The 14,644-nt window shown below is 64.2% G+C and carries 13 protein-coding genes and 1 tRNA gene; 6 read left to right on the forward strand and 8 right to left on the reverse strand.

Going from position 1 to position 14,644, the window contains the following annotated elements; genetic code table 11:
• Positions 1-125 precede the first annotated feature (125 nt).
• Positions 126-677: a M48 metallopeptidase family protein gene (locus HK108_RS01885; RefSeq protein ID WP_139466952.1), complete on the forward strand. Its 552-nt coding sequence runs from the start codon at positions 126-128 to the stop codon at positions 675-677.
• Here the strand turns inward: HK108_RS01885 and HK108_RS01890 are convergent.
• Together HK108_RS01890 and HK108_RS01895 are read right to left on the reverse strand one after the other, a co-directional pair.
• Complete coding sequence (locus HK108_RS01890) at positions 661-1,215, reverse strand: NUDIX hydrolase (RefSeq protein WP_139907689.1); 555 nt, start codon at positions 1,213-1,215, stop codon at positions 661-663. The genes HK108_RS01885 and HK108_RS01890 overlap by 17 nt on opposite strands.
• Positions 1,216-2,652 (reverse strand): zinc-dependent metalloprotease, encoded by a 1,437-nt coding sequence (locus tag HK108_RS01895; protein ID WP_139466954.1) that lies wholly within the window; start codon positions 2,650-2,652, stop codon positions 1,216-1,218.
• A 171-nt stretch (positions 2,653-2,823) separates the two neighbouring features.
• Here HK108_RS01895 and HK108_RS01900 point away from each other — a divergent pair, with 171 nt between their 5' ends.
• Positions 2,824-3,963, forward strand: a complete 1,140-nt coding sequence (locus HK108_RS01900) for a YlbL family protein (RefSeq protein WP_139466955.1) — start codon at positions 2,824-2,826, stop codon at positions 3,961-3,963.
• A complete protein-coding gene (locus tag HK108_RS01905) occupies positions 3,963-6,983 on the forward strand; it encodes a UPF0182 family membrane protein (RefSeq protein ID WP_229663905.1) in 3,021 nt (1,006 codons plus the stop codon). Before HK108_RS01900 ends, HK108_RS01905 begins: the two co-directional genes overlap by 1 nt.
• A gap of 509 nt (positions 6,984-7,492) precedes the next feature.
• Here the strand turns inward: HK108_RS01905 and HK108_RS01910 are convergent.
• Positions 7,493-7,566: transfer RNA gene (locus HK108_RS01910), tRNA-Met, on the reverse strand.
• Between the two features lie 161 nt (positions 7,567-7,727).
• Here HK108_RS01910 and HK108_RS01915 point away from each other — a divergent pair.
• Positions 7,728-8,276, forward strand: coding sequence for a YceI family protein (locus HK108_RS01915; protein ID WP_139466957.1), 549 nt, complete (start codon positions 7,728-7,730; stop codon positions 8,274-8,276).
• 218 nt (positions 8,277-8,494) lie between these two features.
• Here HK108_RS01915 and HK108_RS01920 read toward each other — a convergent pair whose 3' ends face one another.
• From HK108_RS01920 to HK108_RS01940, 5 genes are read right to left on the reverse strand one after another with little or no spacing between them, the layout of a single operon-like run.
• Positions 8,495-9,760 carry an aminotransferase class I/II-fold pyridoxal phosphate-dependent enzyme gene (locus tag HK108_RS01920; RefSeq protein ID WP_181270438.1) on the reverse strand — a complete coding sequence of 422 codons (1,266 nt, stop codon included), beginning with the start codon at positions 9,758-9,760 and terminating at the stop codon, positions 8,495-8,497.
• Positions 9,760-10,551: a histidinol-phosphatase gene (hisN, locus tag HK108_RS01925; protein ID WP_139466959.1), complete on the reverse strand. Its 792-nt coding sequence runs from the start codon at positions 10,549-10,551 to the stop codon at positions 9,760-9,762. The genes HK108_RS01920 and hisN overlap by 1 nt, the downstream gene beginning before the upstream one ends.
• Before the next feature lie 9 nt (positions 10,552-10,560).
• A complete protein-coding gene (gene rsgA / locus HK108_RS01930; protein WP_181270439.1) occupies positions 10,561-11,664 on the reverse strand; it encodes a ribosome small subunit-dependent GTPase A in 1,104 nt (367 codons plus the stop codon).
• Position 11,665: 1 nt separating this feature from the next.
• A complete protein-coding gene (gene aroA / locus HK108_RS01935) occupies positions 11,666-13,009 on the reverse strand; it encodes a 3-phosphoshikimate 1-carboxyvinyltransferase (RefSeq protein WP_219922131.1) in 1,344 nt (447 codons plus the stop codon).
• A complete protein-coding gene (locus HK108_RS01940; protein WP_139907894.1) occupies positions 13,002-13,499 on the reverse strand; it encodes a DoxX family protein in 498 nt (165 codons plus the stop codon). The genes aroA and HK108_RS01940 overlap by 8 nt, the downstream gene beginning before the upstream one ends.
• 145 nt (positions 13,500-13,644) lie before the next feature.
• Between HK108_RS01940 and HK108_RS01945 the strand changes: the two genes are divergently transcribed.
• Both HK108_RS01945 and rsrA read left to right on the forward strand, forming a co-directional pair.
• The gene (locus HK108_RS01945; RefSeq protein WP_373284066.1) at positions 13,645-14,301 is read left to right on the forward strand and encodes a sigma-70 family RNA polymerase sigma factor; all 657 of its coding nucleotides are present in this window, start codon (positions 13,645-13,647) and stop codon (positions 14,299-14,301) included.
• On the forward strand, positions 14,298-14,555 hold the full coding sequence (rsrA, locus tag HK108_RS01950; RefSeq protein ID WP_039210641.1) for a mycothiol system anti-sigma-R factor: 258 nt from the start codon (positions 14,298-14,300) through the stop codon (positions 14,553-14,555). Before HK108_RS01945 ends, rsrA begins: the two co-directional genes overlap by 4 nt.
• Positions 14,556-14,644 lie beyond the last annotated feature (89 nt).

Consider the following 14,644-nt stretch of genomic DNA (forward strand, 5'->3'; position numbering starts at 1 on the left):
CTTTTCGGCAGACTCAGGAAACTCACAAACTCCGAAGGCTGTTCGTCTTCAGAACCGCTGCAGAGACGCCGCCACGGTGCCGGTGGCACTGTCACCGTGTCAGTGCGGTTTCCTATGATGGTCCGGTGAGCAGAGCACAGCGGTGGAGTGAAGAAGAGGTGCTGCGGGCGATCGCCCGGGGTGAGATCGAAGTGCGTCGATCGGTACGGCGGAAGAAGACCGTCGCCGTCTCGAAGGAGGTCGAGACCTACGTGCTGCGCACTCCTGAGCGCTACAGCGTGGAGCGCAACATCCGTTCGCTGACGGATCTGTTCAATCGCCTCTCCGCCCGTGATCACTCGTCGGATGCCGACCTCGCCGAGCTGGCTGAGGAGATGAGCCGTCGTTTCTTCGGCGGCAGGCTGCGACCGACGTCGATCCGCTGGGTGACGAATCAGAATGTCAGCAGATGGGCGTCAACGACGACGTCGACGGGTGACATCCGCGTCTCCCATCGCCTGCAGGCCGTGCCGCGCTGGGTGCTGGAGACGGTCGTCGTCCATGAACTCGTCCATCTCCAGATCGGTCCCCACTCGAAGGAATTCCATGCATTGGCCGATCGCCATCCGCGGCAGACCGACGCAAAGATCTATCTCGAAGGATTCAGCGATGGGGAGCGTTTCAGGCGTGGGAGCTGAGCGCTGACACAGCGGAGCGGAAGAGGCCCGGCAGCCGGTCCGGCAGGTCGGGCATGAGGTCAGCGGGCAGTCGGTCCAGAGTGAACCAGGCGACGTCGAAGGACTCCTCCGACACATTCGGCGAATCGTCAGTCGAAGCCTGGGCTGCGAAGACGACGTCGAAGTGTCGGGTGCAGGTCCCGAACGCGGCCGAGAGGTCATGCACATGCACGTCGATGGGATCGGCAGTGACTCGTGCGAGCGGGCGCAGACCGCTTTCCTCTTCGGCCTCTCTGCGAGCGGCATCATGCAGCGAGGTGTCGACAGATTCGAGGTGTCCTCCGAACTGACCCCACAGCCCGGCCTTCCGGTGGTGGTTGAGCAGAACCGCCTCGGTGACCGGATCGATGACCAGACAGCTGGCTGTGAGATGGTGCTCACCGCCGGAGCGGTGCAGGGCATCGGCACCCTGCCGGTCGAATAGCTCCGCGAAGGACGCGGAGAATGAGTTCCGCGGTCCGCGCTCGACTTCCTGCCGGGCGGTATCGAGATCGATCATTCAGCGATCGTCGCGATCGTCGGAGCTGTCGTCGTCGGAGCTGCTGTCATCGGTCGGCGCAGAGTCGTTGCGATCCGTCTCTTCGGACTCTGTTTTCGCATCGCTGCCGCCGGCTCCCTCAAGTCCCTCGGCGAGAATGCGGGACAGGGCCTCATCGATGCTCGATTCGTTGGTCCATTCGGCCTGACGTCGCTCGGAATAGCCCAGCGGGTCGTCCAGATCCTGCGTGGTCGGCAGCAGATCCGGATGGGAGAACACGCGATCGCGGGCTTCGGCGCCGCCCTGCGTCTCGAGATACGCGAAGAGCGCGGCGGCATCGCGGAGGCGACGGGGGTTGAACTCGAGACCCACAAGGGTTGAGAAGGTCTTCTCCGCCGGTCCCGCGGTTGCCCGCCGACGGCGCAGCGCTTCGCGGATCTGATCGCGACCTGGCAGATGCTTGCACGCCTCATAGACGACAACGTCGACCCACCCGGCGATGACGGCGAGGAGGTTCTCCAAAGACGTCAGCGCCTTCCTCTGATCGTCTGTCGTCGGCGGGTTGAACAGTCCCTGGCGAATATTGTCGCTGAGGTCGGAGATGTTCGACGGATCGATGTTCGACGCCATGTCCTCGATCTGCGAGGTGTCGACCTTCAGTCCCTGCGCATAACGAGTCAGAGCGGTCTCGACCTGGGCGCTCAGCCACGGGGCGCGCTCGAACAGAGCGAGGTGGGCGAGCTCCTGAGCCGCGAGGTAGATGCGGACCTCGGAGACGTCGACGTCGATCTCGGAAGCGAACGTCTCGACGTTCTTCTCGATGACCACGGCAGTGTCGTGGGGCAGCAGCGGGAGTCCCACCTCGGTGCCGGTGAGGACGCTTTCGGACAGCGCGCCGACGGCCTGTCCGATCTGCATGGCGAACATCGAATCGCTCATCGATCCGAACATCGACGATGCGCCTGCGAGGATGCCCTTCATCTCGGCCGGGACCTGGGACTCGAGCGTGTCCGTCAGGGCCGAGGACATGTTCTCCTTGATGGGCAGCACGAACTTCTGCCAACCGGGCATCGTCTCCTTGACCCAGTCGGCTCGGCGCAGCGGACGGGCGGAGCGGTTGGCGACGGAGAAGTCGGTGGCCTCGGCGAGCCAGAGCTCGGCCAGACGGAACGCATCGGTCGTCGCCCGCTCAGCGTCCTCGGATACAGAGGGGTCGGGAGTCGGAACCGCCTTCTGAGCGATCGACACTGCCTGGGCCTGCGAATCGGCACCCTGCCCGAAGAGCCCCTGCATCTGATTCATGATCGTGGACATCATCGCCGGATCGATCGAGAAGCCCTGCGGCATGCCCGAACTGTTCTTGTCATCTCCCTGACCGGATCCGGGACCATTGGCGCCGAAGAGCATTCCGAAGATCTGCTCGAACGGATTCTGTTCGTTGTTGTTGTCATCGGTCATTGTTCTACAGCCCCCAAGAATCGGTTTGACATCAACGTTAACGGTTCCGAATGTGCGAAGCTTCCCAATTCCGGGAGGTTTCGCAGGATGTTCGCACCGGGCGAAAGGAGTCTGTGAAACGGACGCTGAGGTTTCAACTAGACTGGTGGGGCGGTGCAGCGAAAGGATTACATGACAGAGAACGCCCCTCGGGCCGTGCCGGCGTCACCGGCACCGACACGCGGCACCAAACGACGACGGACTCCACGTCTGGCCACGACCTCGGGCGTCCTCACCTACGTCTTCATCGCGCTGGCCGTGCTTCTGCCGGTTCCGTACATGCTTCAGCTGCCGGGACCGGTTTTCAACACCCTCGGCGACTACCAGGGCGACCCCATGATCAGCGTCTCCGGAGCCAAGACCTATCCGACTGCAGGCCGCATCGACATGCTCACCGTCGCCGTCAGCGGCGGACCCGGTCGCGACATCTTTGCCTCTCAGGCACTCGGCGCACTCATCAACGGCGAACAGACCGTCGTCCCCACGGAGGCGTACTACCCGCTGGACACCACTCGCGAGGACGTGACCGAATCGAATGCGGTCGAGATGTCCTCGAGCCAGGATGTCGCCATCGCCGCCGCCATGGGCCAGATGGACAAGTCGTACTCCGTGCATCTGTCGGTCGATGACGTCGTCGCCGATGCTCCGGCTCAGGGCAAGCTGCGCAAGGGAGACCGACTCATGTCGGTCAACGGCAAGAAGCTCGATTCCGATCCCCAGGCCGCGCAGATCATGAGCAGGACAGTGCAGGGGACGGACTCCGTCGAGCTCGGCATCGAACGCGACGGGAAATCGAAGACGATCTCCCTGACTCCCGCGAAGGTCGACGACCGCAAGGCGATCGGCATCACGATGAAGCAGGACTTCGAGTTCCCCGTCGACGTGAAGTTCAACGTCGACGGCGTCGGCGGTCCCTCAGCCGGGACGATGTTCGCGCTGGCCATCATCGATGAACTCACTCCCGGTGCGATGACAGGCGGCAAGCATGTGGCTGGCACGGGAGAGATCACCCCTGACGGAACGGTCGGCCCGATCGGCGGTGCTCGCCAGAAGGTGGCCGCCGCCACCGAGAAGGGAGCGACGCTGTTCCTCTCGCCCGCCGACAACTGCGCGGAGGTCATGGCCGCCGCGGACCAATCCAAGATCACGGTGGCGCGCATCGACACGCTCGATGACGCGCAGACCACCGTGGAGCAGTACGCCGCCGGCAACACTTCGGACCTGCCGAAATGTCCCGCCGATGGTGCCGACAACAATGAGAAAGGGCAGTAGTGAGCACCTCGTCCTCACCCACCTCCGCACGCATGCCGGCGAATCGGCCAAGACGTTCGCCGCTGCTGCTCACCCTCGTGTCTGTGGCGATCCTGCTGATCGCCTTCATCGCCTTCACCCAGGTCTACACCGAGGTGCTGTGGTTCCGCCAGATCGACGCGGCGAACGTCTTCCGAACCATGTGGCTCACCCGCGGGCTGACATTCCTCGGCGGATTCATCCTCATGGCCGTCCCGGTCTGGCTGAGTCTTCATCTGGCCTACCGCCATCGTCCGGTCTACGCGCCGACGACCCCGCGACAGGAGAACCTCGACCGTTATCGTGAGGCCATCGAGCCTCTGCGTCGGGTCGCGACGATCGCGATTCCCGCGGTCATGGGTGTCCTCGCCGGCATCACCGCCTCGGCGCATTGGAACACGATCCTCGAATGGATCAACTCGACGTCCTTCGGCTCGAAGGATCCTCAGTTCGGTCTCGACAAGTCGTTCTTCGTCTTCGTCCTTCCTGGCCTGCGCCTCATCGGCAACCAGCTTGGCATGGCGCTGCTCTTGGCGCTCATCGCCGCCCTCGTCGCCCATTACCTCTTCGGCGGAATCCGTCCGGGGGAGCAGAAGGGCGTCATCCTGACGAAGGCTGCCCAGTGGCAGCTGGGCATCACCGTGGCGGTTCTCGTCATAGTTCAGGCCGGTCGGCTGTGGCTCTCCCGCTACGACCGGATGACCGCTGCCGGCGGGATCGTCCCCGGCGTCACCTACGTCGATGATCATGCCGCCCTGCCGGCCATGGCGATCGTTGCCATCGCCGCCGTCCTGGTCGCACTGCTGTTCGTCTACACCGCGTGGAAGGGCAACTGGCGGATCTCGATCATCGCCACGCTCACCCTTATCGTGCTCGGCGGCGTTTCGATCATCGCGTACCCGGCCCTGCTTCAGCAGTTCCAGGTCAATCCGTCGCAGCAGAGCAAGGAATCTGACTACATCCAGCACAACATCGATGCCACGCGCGATGCGTTCGACTTCGATGACATCGAAGTGACTCCGTACTCGCCGAGCACCACTGGCAAGAAGGGCGACCTGCGCAAGGACGCCGAGACCGCGGCGTCGATCCGTCTGCTGGACCCGAACCTCGTCTCGGACACCTTCCGGCAGCTGCAGCAGGTGCGACCGTACTACTCGTTCCCGCAGAAGCTCGACGTCGACCGCTACAACATCGACGGAGACATGCGCGACACCGTCATCTCGGTGCGCGAACTCGCCCCGAGTTCGGTGAACAACCAGAGCTGGTTCAACCGGGCGATCGTCTACACCCACGGATTCGGTGTGGTCGCAGCCAACGGCAACCAGCGCAACCCGGACGGCGAGCCGCTGTTCATGGAGTCGGATATTCCGCCGAAGGGCGAGTTCCCCGACTACGAGCCGCGTGTGTACTTCGGAGAGTCATCTCCGGACTACTCGATCGTGGGCGCCCCGAAGGGCGCGACTCCGCGTGAGCTCGACTACCCCTCCGATGAGAAGAGCGGCTCCGGCCAGGTCAACAGCACCTTCTCCGGTGACGGCGGACCGTCGGTGGGCAATGTGTTCAACCGCCTCGCCTACGCCCTGAAGTTCCAGGACGAGCAGATCCTTCTCTCGGACGCGCTGAACGAAGAGTCCCAGATCCTCTACGATCGTCACCCGCGCGAGCGTGTGGAGAAGCTCGCACCCTTCCTCAAGGTCGACGGAGATCCGTACCCGGCCGTCGTGGACGGGAAGATCAAGTGGATCCTCGACGGCTACACCACTGCCGAGGACTACCCGTACTCGACACCGCAGCCGCTCCAGCAGGCCACCGAGGATTCGACCACGGCGTCGGCTCCGAATTCGGTGGCGACTCTGCCGGACGATGAGGTCAACTACATCAGGAACTCGGTGAAGATCACCGTCGATGCCTACGACGGTTCCGTCGACATGTACCAGTGGGACAAGGACGATCCGGTCCTGAAGACCTGGATGAAGGTGTTCCCCGGACTCATCAAGTCGTCCTCGGAGATGTCCGGCGATCTGATGAGCCACGTCCGGTACCCGGAAGACATGTTCAAGGTCCAGCGCGACCTGCTCACGAAGTACCATGTCACCTCCGCCAGTGAGTTCTACTCCGGTCAGGACTTCTGGACCCTGCCGACCGATCCGACGACGAAGGCGAGCAGCGGACTGACGCAGCCGCCGTTTTACATGACCCTGCAGATGCCGGGCCAGCAGTCGCCGTCGTTCTCGCTGACGAGCTCGTATATCCCGGCTCGATCGTCCGAGGGGCAGTCGAGAAACAACCTCACCGGGTTCCTCTCTGCCGATGCCGATGCCGGCAGTAAGAAGGGCGAGACAGCCGAGGGCTACGGCAAGCTGCGGCTGCTGCAGCTTCCGCGCAACACCACTGTGCCCGGACCTGGTCAGGCTCAGAACAACTTCAACACCGCGCCCGATGTGCAGCGCAGTCTGAACCTGCTGCGTCAGGGTGAGTCCGAAGTCGAGAACGGCAACCTGCTGACTCTGCCGATCGGCGGGGGTCTGCTCTACGTCCAGCCGGTCTATGTCCGGTCCGCCGGTGAGACCTCCTATCCGCTGCTGCAGCACGTGCTCGTGGCGTTCGGTGAGGACATCGGGTTCGCTCCGACCCTCGACGAGGCGCTCGACCAGGTGTTCGGCGGAGACTCCGGAGCCTCGGCTGGCGATGCCGGAACCGAGGACAGCGGAGACGGCGAGTCGGGATCGACCTCCGGCGGAGAGGACGCGGATTCGAAGTCCGGCTCGCCGGACAAGGCTCTCAACGATGCTCTGCAGGAGGCGAAGAAGGCCATGGAGGACTCCGATGCCGCGCTGAAGGACGGCGATTTCGCGGAGTACGGAAAGGCTCAGGATCGCTTGAAGAAGGCACTTGAGGATGCCGTCGCCGCTGACCCGTCGCTGGCCAAGGATGCGGCGGGCAGGGAATCCTCCGCTCCCGCCTCGGAGCCGGCTGACGAAGGCGGCGACTCGGGCAACTGAGTCGGAGGCGAACCGGTACGGCGCTGAGAGGCCGTGCCGACCGAGTTCGGACTTTCCGCGACGAACGCCCCTGGGACATCCCAGGGGCGTTCGTCGTTCGCAATGGATTCGCCGGAGGTGAGACCGGCGTCGCTCGCTTCTCTGGACGCACTCGCAGCACTGCGTCAGCCTAGGTGCGCGGTATCTGTCTGAGGTGCTGCGTCAGCTGAGGGCAACGCACCTGTCTGTGGCGCTGCGTCAGTCCGAGATTCGGCATCGGCTTGATGCGAGATGAAGGCTGTGCGGTGAAACAGGGCCGTGCGCTCTGCAGATCGACATCTGCCTGGGTGCTTGATGGCGTTCGACGTGCCGAGCGCTCGAGTTGCCGTCACTGTATCGAGTTATGCGGCGAGCGGTCGACGCTGAGTCGAGCGGCCGGCAGGGAATCGACTCTGCAAAGTCGGTCGGCAAGGAGTGTGAATGAGAAGAACCCCCAGTCAGAGAACTGACTGGGGGTTCTGCCGCTATCGTGGCGGGGGAGGGATTTGAACCCCCGACCTCCGGGTTATGAGCCCGGCGAGCTACCGAACTGCTCCACCCCGCGGCGTGTTCTTAACTTTACACGAGGGGTCACCTGGCGGCCAAACCGAATACAGGTGACCTCCGCCACATGGTCACTTGCCGTTCATCTGCAGCGGTTGCATCTGGTTGAAAGTTGAACTATAGTCATTCTTGTACTTCAAATTTCAACCAAAAGGAGAAATCATGACTGCTCTGCCTCAGGGACTCACCGCCGGAACCTGGAACATCGATCCCATCCACTCGGAGTTCACCTTCACCGCTCGCCACGCGGGCGTCTCGAAGGTCCGCGGCCACTTCGAAGAGATCGCCGGCAGCGTGAACGTCGGTGAGACCCTCGAAGACAGCGCCGTGTCCGCCGAGGCCTCAGCGAACTCGATCAACACCCGCAACGAACAGCGCGACGGTCACCTCAAGAGCGGTGACTTCTTCCTCGCGGAGGAACACCCGAAGCTGAGCTTCAAATCGACCGCGATCAAGGCCGACGGCGCCGATGAGTTCGAGACCGTCGGTGAACTGACGATGCGCGGGGTGACCAAGGAAGTCGCCTTCGCCACCGAATTCGCAGGAGTTGCCACCGATCCGAACGGCAACCAGGTCGCCGGCCTCTCGGCCACCGCCACGGTCAACCGCAAGGACTTCGGAATGTCCTTCGAAGCCGTCCTCGGCGGAGGAGAGCTTCTCGTCTCCGACAAGATCAAGATCGAACTCGAACTGGAGCTCGTCAAAGCCTGATATGCCCTGAGCTGGGCTGCTGATCGGCGCGTGCGCCGACACGGAGCCAGACTCAGCGGGCAGCGTCGCTGCCCGAGACAGAAGGGGCGAACCGTCTATGCGGTTCGCCCCTTCTGGCGTCTTTGGGCGCCGCGACTCCTGTCCCTCGGCGCGGCGATTCCCGTACCGTCCCTCGTATCAGGAACTCAATCTGCCTCGACCACGAAAGCCAGCGATACTCAGTTCCTCCGACGCAGCGCGTCCGGGTGCTCCCGCAGGTGCCCTCCGAGTGCGTTGAACAACTGTGCGCCCTTGTCGACATCGGCAACGGACTTACAGAACGAATATCGGATCGAGGACCTATAGGCCTCGTACGCCGGGCTGCCCTGCCTGCACAGAGCGGGTACGGGAATTCCGACCAAGGAGAATTCTCTGGCCAGCAGCTCATTGAGCTCGAAGGCATCGCGATCCGTCAGCGCAGAGAAGTCAACCACTGTGAAATAGCCGGCGCGCGGAGTGGACACTTCAGCGCCCGGCACCGAGCGACAGGCGGGCACGAGGACCTCGGCGCGTGCCCGCAGCGAAGCTCGGTTCTCGGCGACGAACTGCGAATCGCCGTCCAGCATATCGGCCATTCCGATCTGCATCGGACCGCCGGCCGTGAACGACAGGAACTGCTTGACGGTCTGAATGGCCTGGCGAACCTCGGGAGAGGCGATGACCCAGCCGATCTTCCATCCTGTCGTGTTCCATGATTTGCCCGCCGAGGAGACCGTGACGACGCGTGCAGAATCCTCGATGGCAACTGCGGGAGGCACATGCCCCAGATCAGTGAGGACGAGCTGCTCGTAGACTTCATCGGAGAGTACCCAGGCGTCGACCGCCTCGGCGGCTCGTCCGATGCGGGCGAGATCAGCGGCAGAGAAGATGAACCCGGTGGGATTGTGCGGAGTGTTGACGAGGATGATCGCCGGATCGACCTCGGCGATCACTCGGTCGAAAGTCTCCCAGTCCGGGGCGAAGTCACCACGGCCATCGGGCAGGATCGGCACCGTGTGCAGTGTTCCGCCGGCGGCGGCGATCGCCGCCGGATAGGAGTCGTAGAACGGTTCGAAGGCGACGAGAGAGCCGCCCGGCGGCAGCAGTGCGAGGATCGCGGCGGTCAGGCCCTCCGTGGCGCCCGCAGTGTAGAGCACCTCGTCCGGATCGACGTGCTGTCCGAAATCGCGTCCGCGTTGAGCGCCCACAGCTTCGAGCAGCTGCGGGTATCCCTGACCGGGGGCGTACTGATTGAAACCGGCCCGCATCGCCTCTTCCGTTGCGGCGATGAGCTCGTCCGGAGGCTCCGTGCCCGGAGCGCCCTGTCCGAGGTTGACGGCTCCGACCTCGGCGGCGAACTTCGTCATCTGCCCGTAGATCGTCTCACCGATCGACCCGTCCGGATTCGTGAGCCCTGCGGCCTCGGCCATCTCATGCCACAGCGGGGCTCCCATGATGTCCGGCATCAGGAGACCTCCGCGGGAGCGACCCGACCGAGTCGGTCGAGTGCGGCTTCATGGAGGCGAGAATTGCTGGCCAGGGCATTGCCGCCGAAGGGCCCCGGAAGTCCGGCCGTGTTCGTGAAGGTGCCTCCGGCTTCGAGGACGATGGGTACGAGCGCTCCCATATCGTAGAGCGCGAGCTCGGGCTCGCAGGCGAGGTCGACAGCACCCTCGGCGAGCAGCATATAGGAGTAGAAGTCGCCGTATCCGCGAGTGCGCCACAGCGAATCGCAGAGATCGAGGAACTCATCGAGGATGCCGAGTTCCTTCCAGCCCGACAGCGACGAATACGACAGGGACGCATCGGCGAGAGAATCGACGGATGACACAGCGATGCGTTCGGCCGGGGACCCGAGCTCGGTCGCGTAGGCGCCCTGGCCCGTTACTGCCCACCATCGGCGACCGAGCGCGGGAGCGGAGACGACTCCCAGCAGCGGCTGGTCACCGTCGTAGAGGGAGATCAGCGTCGCCCACACCGGCACCCCGCGCACGAAGTTCTTCGTTCCGTCGATGGGATCGATGATCCACCGTCGCGATGACTGCCCGTGTGCACCGAATTCCTCACCGAGCACGCTGTCATCGGGTCGAACCTCTGTGAGGCGATCCATGATCGCCTTCTCCACCGCACGGTCGCATTCGGTGACCGGGGTGAGATCGGGTTTGGTTTCGACGGCGAAGTCCTGTGCCCGGAAGTGCGGGTGGCTGATGGCATCGGCGAGATCGGCGAGTTCGATCGCCAAGTCGAGGTCGTTCATGCCTCCAGCCTATCCAGTCGAGGGCAGCAGCCGGCGCAGGGACTCCAGCCGTGAGACTCCTCCCGGTCCGGCCTTGCCGTCGGCCACCCATTCATCGAGTCGGCAGCCGGGAGAGTCCGCGAGGTGAGTGCATCCGCGGGGGCAATCGGCCGTGGCCTCGACGAGTTCGGGGAAGGCGGAGAGCAGGGTCTCCCGGTCCACATGGGCCAGGCCGAAGCTACGCACTCCCGGGGTGTCGATGAGCCATCCGCCGCGTTCCAACGGCAGGCACACGGCCGAGGACGAGGTGTGACGTCCGCGTCCGGTCACGTCGTTGACATGGCCCGTCGCGCGCTCGGCGGCGGGAACGAGAACGTTGGTCAGCGTGGATTTGCCCACCCCGGAATGGCCGACGAGGACGCTGATGCGTCCACGGAGACGCTCGGCCACCTCGGCGTGAGGTTCTGTCTCGTCGCGGGCCGCATCGTTCGCGGCGATTGTCGTATCGGTCGGCTCGGCGTCGGGATCGATGGAGGATTCGACGATGTCGATCCCGGACGCGGAGAAGCGTTCCTTCAGCTCCGTCGCCGGGCGCAGATCGGTCTTCGTCACGATGAGCAGGGGAGTGATCCCGGCATCGAAGGCCGCGACGAGTGCGCGATCGATGAGACCGAAAGAGGGATCCGGGTCCACGGTGGCCGTGACGATTCCCATGACGTCGATGTTGGCGACGAGTACGCGCTCGGTCGGGTCGGTGTCATCGGCGCTGCGGCGCAGCAGGGTCTGCCGTTCGGTGATCTCCACGAGCCTGGCCAGGGTGCCCTCGGCCCCCGAGGTGTCGCCGACGAGGCGGACGACGTCTCCGGGAACGATCGCCTGCTTGCGCAGGTGCGAGGCGCGCACCGCCGTCACCGAGGTGGCCCCCCGTGACCGCTTCCCCTTCTTCCGAATCGGGGGACTCGACGGGAAGTTCCCGTCGTCGTCAGCGAGGATGACCCGGTACCGGCCCCGATCGACCGCGGTGACCAGGCCCGATACAGCGTCCTTGTGGTCAGGGCGGTTCTTCGTCCGCGGTCGTGAACCGCGTCGGTTCGGCCGGGGTCGGTAGTCCTCATCGCGAAAGATCTTCGCCATATCAGGCTCCGGGGGTGAGCATGGCTTCCCACAGCTGAGTGAAGGCAGGCAGAGTCTTGGCCACGGTGCCGGCGTTCTCGATGACCATTCCGTCATTGCGCAGGGCGAGGACGGCACCGGCCATGACCATGCGGTGGTCGTGGTAGGTATGCCACAGCGCCGGGCGCAGGTGCGTGGTGCCGGTGATCGTCAGTGCCTCGGCGTGCTCGACGACATCGACGCCGATGGCACCGTACTCTCTGGTCAGAGCCGCCAGACGGTCGGTCTCGTGCCCACGCAGATGCCCGATTCCGCGCAGCTGCGACGTTCCTTCTGCCATAGCTGCGAGAGCCGAGACCACTGGGGTGAGCTCGCCGACGGCCGACAGGTCGAGATCGACAGCGGTGAGCCGGTCCGGGCCCTGCACGTGCAGTCCTTCCCTATCGAGGCGCACCGTGGCTCCGAACGCCTCGGCGATCTCGCGGAAGCCGTCACCTGCCTGGGTGGTGTGCACGGGCCAGTCGGCGATGGTCACGGATCCGGCGGTGGCCACGGCCGCCGCTGCGAAGGCTGCGGCATTGGACAGGTCGGGTTCGACCTGCACGTCGAGACCGCGCGGAAGTCCTGGTTCGACGATCCAGCGCTCGGGTTCGGGCTCGCTGATGTCGACGCCCGCGTCGCGGAGGACTTCGATCGTCATATCCACATGCGTTCGGCTGGGCACCGAGTCCGCAGTGTTGGTGAGTTCGAGTCCCAAAGGCATGACGGGAGCGGCGAGGAGCAGACCAGAGACGAATTGGCTGGAGGCGCTGGCATCGATGCCGAGGTGGCCTCCGCGCAGCTGAGAGTCGGCGTGGATCGTCATCGGCAATGTGCTCGCGGCGGAGGTGATCGACGCACCGAGCTCCCGCAGCGACTCGATCGTCACCGACATCGGCCGCACGCGGGCCTGTTCGTCGCCGTCGAGGACGACCTCACGACCGGTGAGCGCGGCAAGTGGGGGGATGAAGCGCATCACGGTTCCGGCGAGACCGCAGTCGATGGTGATCGGTGCGGAGTCCTGTGCAGCTGCGTCTGTGGGTACGTGTCCGTCCGGGAAGGGGATCGGCTCGATGTGGAGCTCATCGCCGTCTTCGTCGATCACGGCGCCGAGACGACGCAGGGCGTCGACCATGAGCAGGGTGTCGCGGCTGCGAAGCCATCCCCTGAGATCGGATCCGGAACGGGCGAGAGCCGCAAGGATGAGATAGCGGTTCGTCAGAGACTTGGAACCGGGAACGGTCACAGTGGCAGAGACGGCGGAACCGGCGACCGGCGGCTGCCAGTCGCCGGTCGCCGGGGGAGTGTGCGTGGAGATGTCAGTCAACTCCGAGTGCGCTCAGAGCCTGCTTCGAGGTGTCTTCCACGCTCGACCACAGGTCTTCGGCCGCGTGCTGGGTCCGCCACCACAGGCCGGGGCGTCCAGCAGTGTCGACGGCGGCGAGCAGGGCACCGCCGAGCATCGAGGTCCGCAGAAGAGTGCGTTCGTTGCGAGCCTTCTTCTCCTCCTTCGACGTCGTCTTGTCAGCAGACAGACGTTCACCGACGGTGTCGAGCAGGTAGGTGCCGACGAGGATCGATGCGCTGAGGCGGGGGAAGCGTCCGATGGCGAGCATCGAACCGGCAGCGACCTGTGCAACACCGGTGGCTCGGGCGAGAGTCACTGCGTCGACGGGGACGTCGACCTGCTTGCGAGCCTGGTTGAGGAGCGGGCCGACCGATGCGGCCGCTGCCTCCGGCTTGCGCAGTCGTTCGACGCCGTTGAGGATGTAGCCGGCGGCCAGCATGGGCCGTGCGATAAGACGAATGGGAGACACAGTGGTCCTTCCTACGTGGCGGTCATCTCACTGGCAAGCATAACTGCTGAGGTGGGAATAGTGGGACGTCGGTCCGATGTTGTACGGGGTGAAGCCATTCGACGGGTGCACCCGTCGGGAAGTCGACAGGCAGAAGGAGAAGTCTATGAGCGCCACTGCCGTCCTGGAGAGAACGGGCGTACCATTGACTGCGATGACCGAATCAGTCAAAGAAGCCCCCGAAACCGACGCCGAGAGGTCGGCGCGTTTCGAACGGGATGCTCTGGAATATGTCAATCAGCTCTACGCAGCTGCTCTGCGTATGACCCGGAATCCGGCCGACGCCGAAGACCTCGTCCAGGAAGCCTACGCGAAGGCGTATGCCGCCTTCCACCAGTACAAGCCCGGAACCAACCTCAAAGCCTGGCTGTACCGGATCCTGACGAACACCTTCATCAACAACTACCGCAAGAAGCAGCGTCAGCCGCAGGAACACGGCAGCGAAGACATCGAGGACTGGCAGATCGCACAGGCGAACAGCCACTCGTCCTCCGGCGGTCGTTCCGCCGAACTCGAAGCCCTCGACCACCTTCCCGACTCCGACGTCAAGGAAGCACTCTCGGCACTGCCCGAAGACTTCCGCATGGTCGTCTACTATGCCGATGTCGAAGGACTGCCGTACAAGGAGATCGCCGAGATCATGGAGACGCCGATCGGCACTGTGATGTCCCGACTGCACCGCGGTCGCCGACAGCTGCGAGAGATGCTGGCCGACTATGCCGCCGAGCGCGGTTTCGTGAGTCCAGAGGGAGGTGCGAAATGAGCGACGAAGGATGCTGCGAAAGCGTCAGGACCGAGTCACTGATGCGCATCTACCACTACCTGGACGGAGAACTGACGACGACGGAGATCCGCGAGATCTCGATCCACCTCGAACAGTGCCCGTCGTGTCATGACGAGTACGAGATCGAAGCGCTGCTCAAAGAGCTCGTGCGTCGTTCGTGCAGCCACGACCGTGCCCCGATGGGACTGCGAGAGAAGATCCGGCAGCGGATCGCGCTCGAACAGAACTCCTGACCGGCGCCCAGGCACAGGGGAGTCCACGGACACAACGAAGGCGGGAAGAGATTCGAATCTCTTCCCGCCTTCGTCATTCACCGAACGTA

This window comes from Brevibacterium sediminis, assembly GCF_013623905.1.
Classification (GTDB): domain Bacteria; phylum Actinomycetota; class Actinomycetes; order Actinomycetales; family Brevibacteriaceae; genus Brevibacterium; species Brevibacterium sediminis.

Excerpts from the sequence above, each read along its gene's own strand:
- HK108_RS01890 (WP_139907689.1), bottom strand. The coding sequence starts at position 1,215 with ATGATCGATCTCGATACCGCCCGGCAGGAAGTCGAGCGCGGACCGCGG.
- HK108_RS01895 (WP_139466954.1), bottom strand. The coding sequence starts at position 2,652 with ATGACCGATGACAACAACAACGAACAGAATCCGTTCGAGCAGATCTTC.
- HK108_RS01900 (WP_139466955.1), top strand. The coding sequence starts at position 2,824 with ATGACAGAGAACGCCCCTCGGGCCGTGCCGGCGTCACCGGCACCGACA.
- HK108_RS01915 (WP_139466957.1), top strand. The coding sequence starts at position 7,728 with ATGACTGCTCTGCCTCAGGGACTCACCGCCGGAACCTGGAACATCGAT.
- HK108_RS01920 (WP_181270438.1), bottom strand. The coding sequence starts at position 9,760 with ATGCCGGACATCATGGGAGCCCCGCTGTGGCATGAGATGGCCGAGGCC.
- hisN (WP_139466959.1), bottom strand. The coding sequence starts at position 10,551 with ATGAACGACCTCGACTTGGCGATCGAACTCGCCGATCTCGCCGATGCC.
- rsgA (WP_181270439.1), bottom strand. The coding sequence starts at position 11,664 with ATGGCGAAGATCTTTCGCGATGAGGACTACCGACCCCGGCCGAACCGA.
- HK108_RS01945 (WP_373284066.1), top strand. The coding sequence starts at position 13,645 with ATGAGCGCCACTGCCGTCCTGGAGAGAACGGGCGTACCATTGACTGCG.
- rsrA (WP_039210641.1), top strand. The coding sequence starts at position 14,298 with ATGAGCGACGAAGGATGCTGCGAAAGCGTCAGGACCGAGTCACTGATG.